Origin of the sequence: Acinetobacter sp. Res13-Abat-PEC15-P4-01 (genome assembly GCF_015676285.1) — a bacterium.
Lineage (GTDB): Bacteria > Pseudomonadota > Gammaproteobacteria > Pseudomonadales > Moraxellaceae > Acinetobacter > Acinetobacter nematophilus.
Genome location: NZ_JADAIN010000010.1, coordinates 256,441 through 271,601 on the forward strand (window position 1 = coordinate 256,441; position 15,161 = coordinate 271,601).

Genomic DNA, 15,161 nt, shown 5'->3' on the forward strand with positions numbered 1-15,161 from the left:
TCTTATATTTTTAGTTAATTAAAGTTGCGAACCAATAAAGAAGTGCAAACGAATCGGTTTCGCGGGATCAGATATGCCGGATGCAACATCGATTCGAATCGGACCAATCGGTGACTTCCAACGCAGACCCACACCTACGCTATATTCTGTATCATTGCTGAATGACTTGTCATAAGCATTACCGAAGTCACTAAATACAGCACCACGCCAACCGTCTTTAAATTGATAATTGTATTCTAAAGACCCTACCGCTAAGCCTTGTCCACCCACTTTATACCCATACTCAACAGGCGATAAACTTTTATAGTCAAAACCTCTGAGACTTTGATCACCGCCTGCAAAGTATCTTAAGTTATAAGGTACTTTTTCGAAATCTTTGGCAAAAATATAGCCCACATTCAAACCACCCAAAATTTGATGGTTGTCATTTTCGCCAAAAGAATACAAACCTTTCCATTCAGCGCTGGTGATTGCCATATCCGTATCAGACAGTAATGACTGGCTGCCTAGCTGGATTTTATAACTTTGTTTATAGCCACGTGTTGGATTTACACGGTTATCACTGATTGTTTTGGTTGCTTCATAACCTAATAGTAACGATTCTTGCTCTTGATCAGAGCCTGGAATCAAAAATGCGTCAGGAATATTGGCAATATCGACTGGTCCATTTTGTGTGACGCGGTCTAAACGATAGCGTACACCCAAAATATGTTGCCACTCTTTACGTGATCCTTTGATAATGCGGTCAACCCCAGCAACAGCAGATTCAATAACCAGGTCCATGTCATTACCAATACCATCACGAGTTTCTCGTTCATAACCCGCAACCAAACTGAAATAATCATTTAAAGGATGTTTATAAGGAATGTTGTAACGCGCATCAATCGATTGACGAATCTGTGACAACTCCATGTTGGCATCAAAGGAATGACCCAGATGATTGACAATGGCACGTCTATACTGACCACGCAAACGGACACCGGTATCTGTTCCATAACCGATCCCTGTTTCCAGACTATTTAAACGATCCGCATTTAAAGTCACAATCACAGGGATTTTTTTGGTTTCGCGCGCTTTATCCTTGAGCTGATCCTCATCAGACTCTTTTTCTTTTTGCTGTGCTTGAAGCTGTTTTAAATTTGGGTTGGCTTCTTCCCCTTGAGTCCCGGCAAATTGATTTTCATTGACTACATTCTGGGTAACTTCTTTATCTGATAGATGTGCCTTATCAGCATCTGTTTGTGCTGCAAAAGTTGATTCAGCAACATTTTCCTGATCGACCAAAGCTTGCAAATCTGCCGGTAGCTCCAATGGTTTTACGATCGCATCAGGTTTAACTGCATCTACAAGCGTATAATTAAAATAGCGAGAGTTGGTCAGGTTATTTGCCAGACCATTGACACGCCAGGCAGTATAATCTGCACCATCATTCCATGGCGCCAAAGTTTTTAAGATTTTTAAATCAATCGGTAACGGTTTAGAAGGGTCACTCATTCTAAACTCGACATCTTCTAATTTATAGCGTTCGCCTGTTTCATACTTTAAATTAATCTGCGCTTTATTTTGTGGTTGCTCCACTTTGACATCATGTAAACGCCAATAACTATCAAAAAATCCATTATTGGATGCTGCATCCGCTATTCGGGTTTTTGTTGTTTCATATAAACCATGATTGAGAACATCACCCTCCTCCAAGTCAGGTAATACACCAATCACCTGGAATTGGGCAAGATTTGCACCAGGACCTGTAAACTCTATATTTTGTTCAGTGACCTTAACTGGATCATTCGGAGTGACTTTAACACCTAAATGACTATCATCAATTTTACTGAACCTGAATTGTGCATTGTAGTAGCCTACAGCTTGTGCCGCCTGAACCGCAAGTGTGCGCAGCTGAGGCACTGAACCATTAAAATCAGAATAAGCTTCTTGAGTAAAAGTACTGAGTTTGGCTTTTAAGTTGTTTGCCAAAACTGGTGGTGCGCCTGAAACAGATACACTGATTTTTGCAATTGGAGCACCATTGTCCTGTGGTCCGCGAATTTTACTGACAAGATTTCTAAAGAAACCTTTTTTGGGTTGCTCTTCCTCGGGAAGGTTTGCGCTATGATCAACCAGGGTTTTACCCGCTTCATTTTCTTGGACAGAAATTTGGTTATCTGCACGAATGGTTTGTATCAATTGATCAACATTGACAGGAGCCTGAGTGATCTCGGTTAACTCTTGTTGCGTGGCGTTACTGACTTCGACCTCAGGCGTTTTGCTCACGCCATTACGGAAATTTTGTGCTTCGGTTTTAGCCTGTTCTGCCACACTGTAAATTTCATTTGCCATTGATGGGTCTACACTGACCGCGGGCAAATCTTCCAAGTCTTCAAATTCAATAGGTTTGAAATCATCCTGAGCACCAATATTCTGCTGTTGCTGTTCAAGCATCTTTACACTATCAAATTGTTCAGGCTGCTGTTGAGCCTGTTTGACTTTCTCATCGAGTTGATCAATTTTCTCGTTCGACAACCCTTCTTGTCTTGCTGCCGACTCTAATTGTTCTTGATCATGTGTAATGTTTACAGTATTTGAGTTTATGTTCTGATTATTCTGTGCTTGCTCTGCGTAACTCACAGGTACTACAAAAATACTTAAAAAAACACTTGAACATATCAGTTTATTGATATGATAACGATCAAAGTGTAAATGAACACTATGTGAAAGCACAGATTTTTTAAAATTAATTTTTGCTGGCATACCACGCTCGAATGACCTAAATTTATTTGTAGAAAGATCCATGATTAAAAATCTTTCAAATACTCAAACCAATTGGTTTTACACATGATTTAAGGTAAAAACATGATACATGATTTTGAGAGATAGTTACCATTTCAACACATTTCTTATATATAACTAAATGAAGTCTTCAACAATGGAAAAAAATGAGCATATTTTAGGGACCCGACGTTTTTTACCGATGTTCCTCACCCAATTTTTTGGCGCCTTAAACGACAATGTGTATAAACAGTCCTTATTGCTCGTCATTACCTATGGATGGATTCAGCAACAATCAGCAAGTGTCAGCACTTTAAACAACCTTGCCGCACTTCTATTTATATTGCCCTATTTCATCTTTTCTGCGACAGCGGGTCAAATTGCAGATAAGTATGAACGTTCATTTTTAGTTAGAAACATTAAAATTCTTGAAATCATCATTATGCTGATTGCGTCGGCAGGTTTTTTACTGGGTAATTTGTGGATATTACTGTTTGCTTTGTTTTTGATGGGTACGCACAGCACCTTCTTTGGTCCAATTAAATATGCAATTCTGCCTGAAATTTTAAAACCAAATGAGTTAATGTCAGGAAATGCCTTATTTCAGTCTGGAACATCCATAGCCATTTTAATCGGGATGATTTTGGGTGGTGCAGTTATATCACTCTCTCAAGGCCATATGATTTGGATTTGTCTAACCATTGTCTCCATCGCAGCTGTGGGCTATGTATCGAGTCGCTTTATTCTCAAACAATCAACCTCTAATACAGATCTGGAGATTGACTGGAATTTCTTTAGAACCAGTTTTGAAACCATCCGCTATGCAAAAAGTTTGCCTTTAATTTTTATGATACTTTTAGGTAATTCTTGGTATTGGTTCTATGGTGCGACCTACCTTACTCAAATCCCTCAATTAACCCAACAAAACCTGCATGGCAATGAAAATGTAGTGAGTCTGCTCCTGACATTTTTCTCTGTGGGGATTGGTGTTGGTTCATTGCTGTGCCGCAAAATCGGTGGAGCTGAAGTGCATATCAGAATGGTACCGCTGGGTGCGATCGGCTTAACTTTATTTGCAGTTTACCTTGCAGGCAGTCTGGCTTTTGTTCCTGAACGTACCGGTGACTTGATTTCCGTTACAGATATGTTTAGTTCTGGCGCCCCATACTATCACGTAATGTTGGCTGTGACTTTACTGGGAATTAGTGGAGGTTTTTATATCGTCCCCCTGTATGCCATGATGCAGGCGTATGCACCAAAATCACATCGAGCGCGCGTTGTTGCTGCGAATAATATCTTTAATGCAATATTCATGGTTTCATCGGCGATTTTTTCCATTATCATCTTAAGTATATTAAAAATAGATATTAAAATTCTATTTTGCATAACTGCTGTGTTAAGTGCTTTGTTTAGCACATGGTTATTAATTCGTTTAAAACCCTTAATCGTAACCACTCAAGTTTCTTTGGAGGACTAATATGCGTCAATATACGGGCATTGATAAATTGATTCATTCTTTTGATCAAGCGTTAAGAAGCTTAGTTCCTGGAGCAACATCTGCACAAAGAGCCAATCCATCCACTGAGACTGAAACTAAACTGGCTGTCAGTGAAGCACGCCATGTAGCAGGTTTAATGCGGGTCAACCACAGTGGTGAGGTCTGCGCGCAAGCCCTTTATCATGGACAAGCCCTCACCGCAAAACTTCCCAATGTCCGTCGTGAAATGGAGTTTGCTGCCATTGAAGAACAAGATCATTTGGCATGGTGTGAGGACCGTTTAAAAGAGTTGGACAGTCATACCAGTTTACTCAATCCAGTATGGTACGGTCTTTCATTTGGTATGGGGGCAATTGCAGGGATCGCTGGCGACAAATACAGTTTGGGTTTTGTGGCTGAAACTGAACGCCAAGTGAGTCTTCACTTGCAGCATCATATCAGTCAACTCCCTGCTCAAGATGAACGTTCGCGTAAGATCTTGGTACAGATGAATGAAGACGAATTACATCATCGTGATACAGCTTTAACCGCGGGCGGTGTTGAACTTCCAATCCCTGTTAAAATTACCATGACTGCCATTTCCAAACTGATGACCAAGACCAGTTATTATATCTAATGACAATATCCAAAAAATAAGCCCTTGAATTGGGCTTATTTTTTAACATCTTTTTTTCAACACATTAAGCGTTATGAATAGTTAAATGCGGAACAAAACCCATATTTACCTAGATTGAATATCACTCTTCGCCAAATATCAATTGGGCACTATTCGGAGCCAATTTTGCAGTTTGTAGTGGCAACAAAGATGGATTGAAGGGATATTGTTTTCCATCAAATTTTAACATCACTTGCCCATGCTTCGGTGTATATATAAATAGTTGCTTCCAACCGTTGTGCATATAACTGGTCACATATACAGGTGTGTCTACCAAAGTTGTTTTGCTTAAAAACTCAAACTGCTGATTTTCTCCACCTTTAAAGACCAGCATACTGCAACCACCTGAGCCACACCAATCCAGTCCATTAAGCAAAACAATCGCATCCTCAATTCCATCTTGATTCAGGTCATTGAATGCGACATTGAATGTAGACTGCCCCTGAGTATAAGCTTCTACTTGCTGTTTTAAATGTATGTCACGCTGTTGCAATGACTGCAGACGGCTTGAAGAAAGCTCAGGCTGTTGGAGTGATTTTTCATGAAGCGCTGTACAGGCTGTTAATAATAATGCAGCACTCATTAAAATCATTGATTGAATGTTCAAATGTACTCACCTTATGCGGGTAGATCAATCACTGGAAATTGATGAGGTGGATAGCTGAATCGGGCATCTTGCCAAAGATCAAACATTGGAATTTTAACGTCTAAAGCCAGTGGAAGTTTTTTGGGATTAAAATGCATCGTATTTAACTTGGTTCCCCAAGCGATTAAATCAATATCTAAAGAAATATGATGAGATGGTCGGGTACGTCCAGACTCTGCTTCCATCTGTTTTAATTGAAAAATCATCTGATCGACAGACAAATGACTTTTTAATAAACAGGCAGCATTCCAATAATCCGCACCAATTCCATCACGACAGGGAATTAAATAAATAGGAGAAAAAACTGCTTCTCCCAGTTTTTTAATTTGAGTCAGCGATTTTTGAAAATGATGTTGTGGTTGATTATTACTGGCTAGCGCTAGAGCGAATATCGTTTCGGTGGCGTTCAAGACGAATTCCTACAGAATTTGCTTGCGGGATAATAGCAGGCTTACGGATGGTAATCATAATCGATTCAATTGCAGGAAAGGTAGTGAAAAGCGCATTTAATACCAGTTTCGCAGCATGTTCGATCAATTTTGGGGCAGCATCTTGAATCACTTTGGCTGAAATATCACAAATCTCTGCATAATTTAAAGTATGTTCAAGTTCATCTGAATTTGAAGCTTGCTCTAAATTCGTTTGAATATGCAGATCAAGCATTAAAGGCTGGATAATTTGACGTTCCCAGTTAAAACAGCCAACGACAGTATCGACTTTCAAACCTTCAATAATAATTGCATCCATGATTAAAAAAATTCTCTTGTTCAATGAAAAACCCTTGCGAAAATGTATTGACCAAGACTTGAGTCAAATCTTTGAAATACTTCTCACAAGGGGCGCTTAATATTAATGCTTTAATAATGATGCCGGGTCGATATTTTGAACCATCTGTAAACGTTGGTCAGCATAAATATCCGTATAGGGTGCAAGCACTCGCATAAAACGATCAAAATACAGCATTTGCTTGAACAGTAAAGCGAAATCGCGTGGGAAACGTATACCATGACGCTCTCCGACAGCAACCATATCCATCATGATATCGTTAAGATCAGATGGATTCGAAGTCATGATTTGCTGAGGATCAGCGAGCAATACACCACTAAATAAACGCTCCAAATCATCTGCTAAAACCTGAGTGTCAATTTGGGTACTGGTCATGCCCATTTGCAGCATATTTTCAGCCATCAACTTGTAATCGGTCTTTTGCAATGCATCCATAAATGCCATGCATGCTTGCCAGACTTCCGGTTTTAACTGTCCAACGATTCCAAAGTCGATAAAGCCGATTCGTCCATCTTCTAGCAACATCAGGTTGCCTGCATGTAAATCTGCGTGGAAAGATTGACACAGCATTAAACTGCCAAACCAAGTATTCATTGCTGTAATTAATACCTGTGAAGGATCTTTGGCAACTTTTTTGACAACATCAAAATCGGTCAATGGTACACCATACAAACGTTGCATGGTCAGTACACGACGTGTTGAAAATTGGTGATATACCTTAGGTGCTGTCGCAGCAGTATTGCGAGAAATATTCAGATAATTGACAAAATCATCTAAATTTTTTGCTTCTTCAATAAAATCAACTTCACGAACCATACGTGTTTTGATTTCTTCAACAATATCGGCCAAAGAAGCAAATTTAACTTTAGGAATGGCTTTTTCCAAAACCTTGGTCGCCCAATGCAAGACATTTAAATCAGTATAAAGAATGGTTTCAACGCCTGGCTTTTGTACCTTAATGACTACATCTTCGCCAGTAACTAAACGTGCAGCATGTACCTGGGCGATGGATGCTGAGGCCAATGGCTTTTCATCAATAGAAGCAAATATCTCTGCTAAGTCACGCCCCGCGAACTCTTGCTCCAACACCCCTTTCACATAGCTAAATGGTAAATAAGGCGTCTGATCCAAACAGCCTTGGAACTCTTCAACATACTCACGAGGAAATAATGAGGGTGTGCTGGCAATAAATTGACCTAATTTAATATACGTTGAACCTAATGATTCAAAGGTTTCACGCATCAGTTTGGCATTACTGGGTTTTTCTGTGGCATATTTAATGCCTGCTTTCGCTGCAATTACAGCCGTTTCCCCAACGCGGGCGACTGAACGCAGACCATCGAGAAAGATATTATTTTTCATAATGTCAACATTAAATTGAGTTTGTTGGAGTTTAACAAATTAATCAGCATTTGCAGTATGGCTAAGCTGACAGTTTGTACAATCTTGATCTTTTTCAAAGGCTAAAATTCGTTGTTTCATTGTTAAACCATCCCAAAGCAATAATTTTTGCTTGAGTGGTGTCTTTCCCAGACCTAGATATAAAAGTGCATGATGAGCCTGTAAACTGGCGATAACATTTGGCGTTGTTGCCAATACGCCTGTGTCGGCACAGCGTAAATTTTCATTTTGCTGTTGCTCTTTGGGAAATAGGCATTCATAACAGGCTGAATTCCCTTCAGCCATAAACAACTGCCCTTGAAAACCAATTGCTGATGCGCTAATCAAAGGCACTTGAGCATGTGTACAGGTTTGATTGACCAGATAACGTGTAGCAAAGTTATCACAACCATCAAGCACTAAATCTTGTTGTGAGATAAGCATTTGTGCGTTCTGCTGATCAAGTTGGATGGTATGATGTTCCACTTGGATAAATGGGTTAATCTGTCGCAATCGCTTGGCTAAAATTTCTGCTTTATAGAAACCGATATCTTGCTCGACATAAGCAATCTGTCTTTGTAGATTACTCATTTCTATAATATCTGCATCAATCAGACTAATTTTACCTACACCTGCGCGCGCCAACAGCTCAGCTGTCATACAACCAATGCCACCACAGCCAACAATCAGAATATTGGCGAGCTTTAATTTTTCCTGCGCCTCTAAATCCCAGCCATCCAATAAAATCTGGCGTGAATAAAGATACATTTCAGATTCGTTCAGTTCTAAATCCATATCCATCATGTACTAACATCAATTCCACTCTACCCATATGCAATATAACATTTTCAAGGTTTATCACGTAGAACATTGTAAAATTGAACCCAAAATAACTGCTTGAACAACAGTATTTGCTCAACTGCGGATCAAAAGTAGAAAGTTGCTGGTTTATTTTATTTATCGCAAATATTTTTCAAGTATTATTTCAATATTGAAAATTTATAAATTTCATTCTACATTAGTTTAGAAAAAAATTTCACACTGAGTATGGCTATGGAACTTGACCGTTACGACAAACAAATATTAGAAATATTAACCCATGAAGATATTAACTTAAATGAACTGTCAGAACGTATAAATCTATCGGTGAGTTCAGTACACCGCCGCATCAAGCATTTGATTGAAACGGATATCATGACCAATCTAAAACGTGATATTAACTTCGAAAAATTAGGCTTTAAGCTCCATGTGATTTTACAGATTTCACTCAGTAAACATGACACAGATACATTTGCAAAATTTTTAGAAGAACTGGAAAATATTCCAGAAGTAATCAATGCCTTTTTAGTAACGGGACAAACCGCAGATTTTTTGGTTGAAGTCATTGCTAAAGATATGGAAAACTACAGTGAGATTTTACTTAAACGTATTGGTAAAATTGATCATGTGGTTGCACTACACTCAAGCTTTGTGATCAAAGAATATAATCGAGTATTTAACTGTACCGGTTTATTGAATCGGGTTTAGTTGCTGATTCTGTGCTGACATTCTACAAAAATGAAGGATCTCTCCTCCCCTTATGTGGGTATGTCATGCTTTCAAACCAGAATTTCTTTAATTGTTATTTGTTAATTTAAGTAGAAATGAATCAAACTGCACTTTATCAATAAACTTTAAATCGATATTGCTTCCATCAATAAAAAAAATTTTCGCCTGATGGATATTCCCTTGGATGGTTTCGACTTCCATAAACTTGATGTTTGCTGAATTGATGTATTTATCTCTATATTTTACAAGCACTTTTTATCCTTAAGAATGAATCAGTTTGAATGATCAACCGTTCATCTAAAATTAATCAAAAATGAGATACAAGTCAAACATTTTTAAGTAAATGTTAAATATACGATAGATTAAATGCTTCTATGTTTAATAAATTAAGACTTATTCAAGCTTCAAAACTTAGGATGTATGCGTTATAGAGATAAAGTAAATCGTTACGCCTCTGATCATTGCAGCTAAAAAACAACGATAAGTTATTGATTTTATTTATTATAGATTATTTCCCACAGCATATTTAACAAAGGAAATCGAGCCATAAAAAAAACGCACTAGATAGTGCGCTTCTTTTGTAAAAATCAGAATTAATTTTCTAATTCAGCCAGAACTTCATCTGTAAACTCAACGTTGGTATATACGTTTTGAACATCATCTAAATCTTCAAACATATCAATCATTTTCACAATCAGTTTAGCTTGATCTACATCTGAAATTAATGCTTTGGTTGAAGGGCTCATGACCACTTCTGCATTGTCAGACTTTAAGCCCGCAGCCGTTAGAGCATCTTGTACATCACCAAATGTTTCAGGGGTAGTAATCACCAAGATTTCATCTTCATCGACTTCGATATCTTCAGCACCTGCCTCTAAAGCAATGTCCATGATCTTGTCTTCTAAAGAAACATCCTCAAAAGTAATTTCACCACGCTTTGTAAACAAGTATGCAACAGAACCTGCTGTACCTAAGTTACCATTGGTTTTAGAAAAACAATGTCGAACATCTGGCACTGTACGGTTTAGATTGTCGGTCATCGTCTCCACGAGAACTGCAACACCACCCACACCATAACCTTCATAAGTGACTTCTTTTAAATCATCATTATCGTCCCCACCAGCACCGCGTTGGATTGCACGGTTGATGGTGTCACGTGTCATATTGACAGAAAGTGCTTTTTCAACAACAGCACGTAGACGAGGGTTACTGCCTGCATCTGGACCGCCGAGTCTGGCAGCTGTGGTTAATTCACGAATATATTTAGTAAAAACTTTACCACGCGTCGCATCTTGTTTTGCTTTACGATGCTTAATATTGGCCCACTTGGAATGACCCGCCATGCGAAATATGCTCCTGTAGATTGGCTTTATGCCATATCAAATTGCAGCAATTCTAACATAAGCACTTTTTTATGAGAAAGTGCTTATTTTTTAGTTTTGATGCAAATTAAGAATTTTTTGGCTCAGGAATTACAATATCCAATCCTGTATGCTCTTTATATAACCGTTTAATTTGTGCGAGATCTTGATCTAGATCAGTTGGATAAATTTTTCCAAAAATTCCACCTTGCTTGGTTTTTGAATTTGCGTACATTAAAACTATCGGTACACCCGCTGCTTTTGCAATATGCCAAAAACCCGTACGGATCGGCTTACGTGCTTCACCACGTTCGGCCCGTGTCGCTTCAGGCGCAATCACCAAATTGAATTCATCCTGACTTTGAAACAATTCCACCATCTGCGCAACAATGTCTTTATTTGATTTGCGATCGACAGGAATTCCACCAATTTTTTCCAAAATGGGTTTCATGGGTCCTTTAAATAGTTCTTTCTTGATCAAAGTATGGATTTTGATGTTATAAATTTGAAATATAGCAAGTGAAAGAACAGCATCCATCATAGAAGTGTGCTCAAAACCAATAATCACTTGTTTTTTTTCAAGTACACTTTGATCTACTTCATAAGACCAGCCAGAGAGCTTGAAGGTAAGTTCTCCCAGAAACTTTTTCATATAACCTGTATGCCTTAAAAATTAATTCGAGGATTGTCTAAGCAAAAGCAAAAAAAAACAATCACAATTACGCTTATTTTTTTACACTTGTATATTTTCATATGGGCACAATCAACTTTTCTTAAACCAACCACAGTATGAATAAATTTATTTATACACATTTGCAAAGTGTCTGACATTTATCATGCTCAGAGGCAGAGGTATAGGCATTACAACCTGATACCTTTAAACGGATGTGAATCCCTGATAATGTAAAAATTTTAAATAAAACATTTAAAACATAAACCAAAGATTGAAGAATAAAGCCTTTTATATCCTTCTGTTGATATGCTTATTTCTCAAGATAGCCCGAATGTCTATCCATGTTAAAAACAGCGAACTCAACATCAATTTAAAAGTAATTTATGAAACATTCTTCTGTTTTATCCTATGAAGAGAATTTCATATTTAATCCGTTCTTATTATTGCTCTAGTATTTTCTGTATGCCGAGTTATTTTTAGCATCAATTATTTAATATAAAGTTTACCTGAAAAATAACATAACTTAAAAATAAATTTAGAAATACTAATTTATTTTTAAATCCTTAACTCTCAACTAAAATAATGTTAATTTATCAAAAAGTAAAACTATGTCACTATTTTGCAATATTTTATTTGTATAAAAAATCAACTAAAAAATATAATTTTTTTGAATAAATTTCTGATTTTTATTTATATATATTATTCATACTTTATTTTTCATTACTTTTTTAGTCTTAATTACATTTATAAATTAGAGTTTTTACTCTACTTATTGATTATTTTATGTAATTTTAAATACCTCATTGTCAAGAAGACAATGATGATTTTTAAAAGGATGAATCTAATGAAAACAAAAATGATGCTGCAAAAAGCCATCGTCACAACTTCACTAATGTGTCTTGCAGGGGTAAGTCAAGCTGAAGATTTTAAACGCTTCTCTGTTTCTACAGGCTGGTTGCATATGACCTCTCTGGGAAAAGCACAACCGTTTAGAATCAATACCTCAGTTGGTGCAAATACCAAGGCAGCGGTAGGGGTAATTTCAGGTCAGACTATTTTAGATAATGTTGATCAATCTCGCATTAATGCAATGGACCCAACACTCATCGAATTACTCAATGCCCCAAGTAACACAGAAGGTCGATATTTATTTGATGATTTACTCGACATTATCATGGCAGACGACCCCACTTTGATTGATCAATTGACAGGAATTGCTGAAATCAATGGTATTGCCAATTGGACATCTAACGCAGGGTTAGAAGTTGAAGATGTTGATACCCTCGGTTTGATGTTTACCTATAATGTTACAGACAATGTTGCTGTTCAATTGATTGGCGGTGTTCCACCTAAAGTTGATTTAAAAGGCAAAGGCGCTGTATATGCACCCTTCACCGCTACATCTCAACCGCTTCAGGGTTTGGTTGGCGATCTATACTTAAAAAACAATCTTTTGATTACAGATTTAGATCGCTATAACACTGCTGCGTCTGCAAGAGCCTGGACACCTGCAATTCAAGCGCAGTATTATTTTGGAAAATCTGGTGTAAATAAGTTTAGACCTTTCGTCGGCGCAGGCGTTATGTACGCTTATTTCAATGACATTAAAATCAATTCAGGAATTAAGAATGATTTGGTCAATGCTGGACATATGATCCAAAACATTCATGATGGTCATGCCGGTGCTTCACTTGAAGGTAAACCATCGAGTGGCAATATGAAAGTTAAAGTCGATGCAACAGACGCGCTTGCACCGATTGTCACTGCTGGCTTTACCTATGACTTTAAAACCAATTGGTTTGCTACCGCCTCTATTTCATATGCTAAATTGGATAATACCGCCACAATCAGTGTAGTGAATACCAATAACAACGCCAAATTAATACAAGCAAAAACAAAAATCGAGATTGATCCACTTATCACTTATCTTGGTGTGGGTTATCGCTTCTGATTTTTGCTTTATAAAGTCATAAAAATTGAAGTCATTTTTATATTCGTTAGAAAATGACTTCAATTATCACTTATTAAAAATACATTACGCTCGAAAATAAATTAAGTTTAATTCTCTAAAATCTGTAATTTTAATGAGTTTTCTCTCTTACTCTGTCTCTATACAATCAAGATCAACCAACGTTACTTTATAAAAAATAGATTTTCTTTTTCCATAAAAATACTTGAACAGTAAAATTAAATAATACAATTAAAAAAATATAATACAAAAAAACCAAATTTAAAAAACTTATTAAAAAAATAAAATTCGACTACTTATCAAGTAAACAAAACATCAAAAACAATATTTTTTTAAAATTTGTTGCAATTTCATATCAACAATCTCATTATATGCAAAATTTTTAAACAGATATATATCATTAAAAATTTTCAACTATACTGACTAAACTTTGGAAAAAAGATGAAAAAATTACTTTTAGTATCTATTTTAGGTGCTCTATCAATAACCAGTCATGCAGCCAATTCTGAAATTCAACCTTATGTAGGCGCTGGTTATACATATTTAGATAATGATGTTGATATTCACTTTTTGGGACTCAATGCGGGTGTTCAATTCAACCAATATATTGGAGCCGAAGCGTTCTGGAACAAATCAGTAAATGACATTAAAGTTGATGAAGATTTTGAAGATATCGGCATTAAAACTGATGTAGATGTTCAATACTATGGGATTGCTTTAACGGGTAAATATCCTTTGGAAAACAATTTCTATGCTAAAGGCATGGTTGGATACACACGTGTTGATCTTGATGTAGATGCTCATTTTTTAGGATATAAAGTCTCTGAAAGTGAAAATGATTCCGGGGTGATTATTCAAGCGGGTGGCGGTTATAACTTTAACAAGAACATCGCAGCTGAGTTAGCATACACATACATTAGCGCTTTTGATGGTTTTAATGGTGTGAATCTTCAATTAAAATATAACTTCTAATTTTAACAATAGAAAGAAGGATAAAATATCCTTCTTTCTAAAATCATATAACAAAGTAAAACTATATAATGATTCACTCTACGGATAATCCAATCACTTAATATGAGCAACCTGTTTAAAATTCTTTTAAGCACTTAAATAAAATATCTTTGTTAAATTTTCCCGAGTAATTTTTTTTCGCTTCGCAAAAAATCAAAAATTTAAAAATGAAGATAGCGGACATAATAGACATGCTATCCAATTCTTAAAATTAAACTCTCGTATTATAACAATCCAAAATATTCCGCAGGATTAAATACATCATAATTTTACTTGATCAACAGCCCTCGTAATAATAAATCTAAAGCTGCTCGTGCATGTACTAATCTTTGCACATTATCACCGCCATCAGCAATCCAAAATGCTGTTTCCGTTAGACTGCCATAAATTAAAGAAGCCATTGCTTGTGGGTCAACAGTTTCAATCACATTTTCTTGAAGAAGTTTTTCAATCTGTTTTTGCATCGAGTGAATACAGGCTTTTTGTGACTCCAATGAGCTTCCAGCTAAAACTGCACGGGCATCAAGGAGAACAATACGTTGAAACTCTGGCTCTAGAGCCATGTCTAAATAACGGTGGCAACGTTGGCTAAAACCAAGCCAAGTATTTTCAGCATGATCAGAAATCAACTGTAACTGATGATCCATCTCGCCATCAATTTGTTTCACAACCGCTGCTAAAAGCCCTTTCTTATCGCCGAAATGATGATAGAGCGCACCACGGGTAAAGCCTGCTTGAGCAGTCAAATCATCCATTGACGTCTCTGCATAGCCTTTTTCACTAAACACTATACGTGCCATTGCAATCAAAGCAGCTCGGGTTTGTTCCATTTCAGCACGGGTACGACGGACCATCAAAAACTCCTTACATA

The 15,161-nt window shown here is 37.0% G+C and carries 14 protein-coding genes; 5 read left to right on the top strand and 9 right to left on the bottom strand.

Annotated features, from left to right (window positions below):
• Positions 1 to 18: 18 nt before the first annotated feature.
• Entirely contained in the window at positions 19 to 2,745 is a 2,727-nt protein-coding gene (locus tag IMO47_RS04025; RefSeq protein ID WP_196076920.1) for an autotransporter assembly complex family protein, read from the bottom strand.
• A gap of 175 nt (positions 2,746 to 2,920) precedes the next feature.
• On the opposite strand from IMO47_RS04025, the gene IMO47_RS04030 reads away from it, so the two are divergent.
• Together IMO47_RS04030 and coq7 are read left to right on the top strand one after the other, a co-directional pair.
• Positions 2,921 to 4,240, top strand: a complete 1,320-nt coding sequence (locus IMO47_RS04030; protein ID WP_196076912.1) for an MFS transporter — start codon at positions 2,921 to 2,923, stop codon at positions 4,238 to 4,240.
• 1 nt (position 4,241) lies between these two features.
• Positions 4,242 to 4,877: a 2-polyprenyl-3-methyl-6-methoxy-1,4-benzoquinone monooxygenase gene (gene coq7 / locus IMO47_RS04035; protein WP_196076913.1), complete on the top strand. Its 636-nt coding sequence runs from the start codon at positions 4,242 to 4,244 to the stop codon at positions 4,875 to 4,877.
• A 121-nt stretch (positions 4,878 to 4,998) separates the two neighbouring features.
• Here the strand turns inward: coq7 and IMO47_RS04040 are convergent, their stop codons facing one another.
• From IMO47_RS04040 to IMO47_RS04060, 5 genes are all read right to left on the bottom strand, one after another.
• Positions 4,999 to 5,523: a hypothetical protein gene (locus IMO47_RS04040; protein ID WP_196076914.1), complete on the bottom strand. Its 525-nt coding sequence runs from the start codon at positions 5,521 to 5,523 to the stop codon at positions 4,999 to 5,001.
• Between the two features lie 11 nt (positions 5,524 to 5,534).
• Entirely contained in the window at positions 5,535 to 5,972 is a 438-nt protein-coding gene (locus IMO47_RS04045) for a 2-amino-4-hydroxy-6-hydroxymethyldihydropteridine diphosphokinase (protein ID WP_196076915.1), read from the bottom strand.
• A complete protein-coding gene (gene folB, locus IMO47_RS04050; protein ID WP_196076921.1) occupies positions 5,929 to 6,309 on the bottom strand; it encodes a dihydroneopterin aldolase in 381 nt (126 codons plus the stop codon). Before folB ends, IMO47_RS04045 begins: the two co-directional genes overlap by 44 nt.
• A gap of 102 nt (positions 6,310 to 6,411) precedes the next feature.
• Positions 6,412 to 7,710: an AarF/UbiB family protein gene (locus IMO47_RS04055; protein ID WP_196076916.1), complete on the bottom strand. Its 1,299-nt coding sequence runs from the start codon at positions 7,708 to 7,710 to the stop codon at positions 6,412 to 6,414.
• Positions 7,711 to 7,749: 39 nt separating this feature from the next.
• Entirely contained in the window at positions 7,750 to 8,532 is a 783-nt protein-coding gene (locus tag IMO47_RS04060) for a HesA/MoeB/ThiF family protein (RefSeq protein WP_196076917.1), read from the bottom strand.
• A gap of 249 nt (positions 8,533 to 8,781) precedes the next feature.
• On the opposite strand from IMO47_RS04060, the gene IMO47_RS04065 reads away from it, so the two are divergent.
• Positions 8,782 to 9,255 carry an Lrp/AsnC family transcriptional regulator gene (locus tag IMO47_RS04065; RefSeq protein ID WP_196076922.1) on the top strand — a complete coding sequence of 158 codons (474 nt, stop codon included), beginning with the start codon at positions 8,782 to 8,784 and terminating at the stop codon, positions 9,253 to 9,255.
• Positions 9,256 to 9,869: 614 nt separating this feature from the next.
• On the opposite strand, the gene IMO47_RS04070 is transcribed toward IMO47_RS04065, so the two are convergent.
• Together IMO47_RS04070 and IMO47_RS04075 are read right to left on the bottom strand one after the other, a co-directional pair.
• Positions 9,870 to 10,619, bottom strand: coding sequence for a YebC/PmpR family DNA-binding transcriptional regulator (locus IMO47_RS04070; protein WP_196076918.1), 750 nt, complete (start codon positions 10,617 to 10,619; stop codon positions 9,870 to 9,872).
• Positions 10,620 to 10,725: 106 nt separating this feature from the next.
• A complete protein-coding gene (locus IMO47_RS04075; RefSeq protein ID WP_196076919.1) occupies positions 10,726 to 11,289 on the bottom strand; it encodes a 1-acyl-sn-glycerol-3-phosphate acyltransferase in 564 nt (187 codons plus the stop codon).
• Positions 11,290 to 12,154: 865 nt separating this feature from the next.
• Here IMO47_RS04075 and IMO47_RS04080 point away from each other — a divergent pair.
• Both IMO47_RS04080 and IMO47_RS04085 read left to right on the top strand, forming a co-directional pair.
• Positions 12,155 to 13,261 (top strand): OmpW family protein, encoded by a 1,107-nt coding sequence (locus IMO47_RS04080; protein ID WP_196074814.1) that lies wholly within the window; start codon positions 12,155 to 12,157, stop codon positions 13,259 to 13,261.
• Positions 13,262 to 13,720: 459 nt separating this feature from the next.
• Complete coding sequence (locus tag IMO47_RS04085; RefSeq protein WP_196074406.1) at positions 13,721 to 14,251, top strand: porin family protein; 531 nt, start codon at positions 13,721 to 13,723, stop codon at positions 14,249 to 14,251.
• 308 nt (positions 14,252 to 14,559) lie between these two features.
• On the opposite strand, the gene IMO47_RS04090 is transcribed toward IMO47_RS04085, so the two are convergent.
• Complete coding sequence (locus IMO47_RS04090) at positions 14,560 to 15,144, bottom strand: TetR/AcrR family transcriptional regulator (protein ID WP_196074405.1); 585 nt, start codon at positions 15,142 to 15,144, stop codon at positions 14,560 to 14,562.
• Between the last annotated feature and the right edge of the window lie 17 nt (positions 15,145 to 15,161).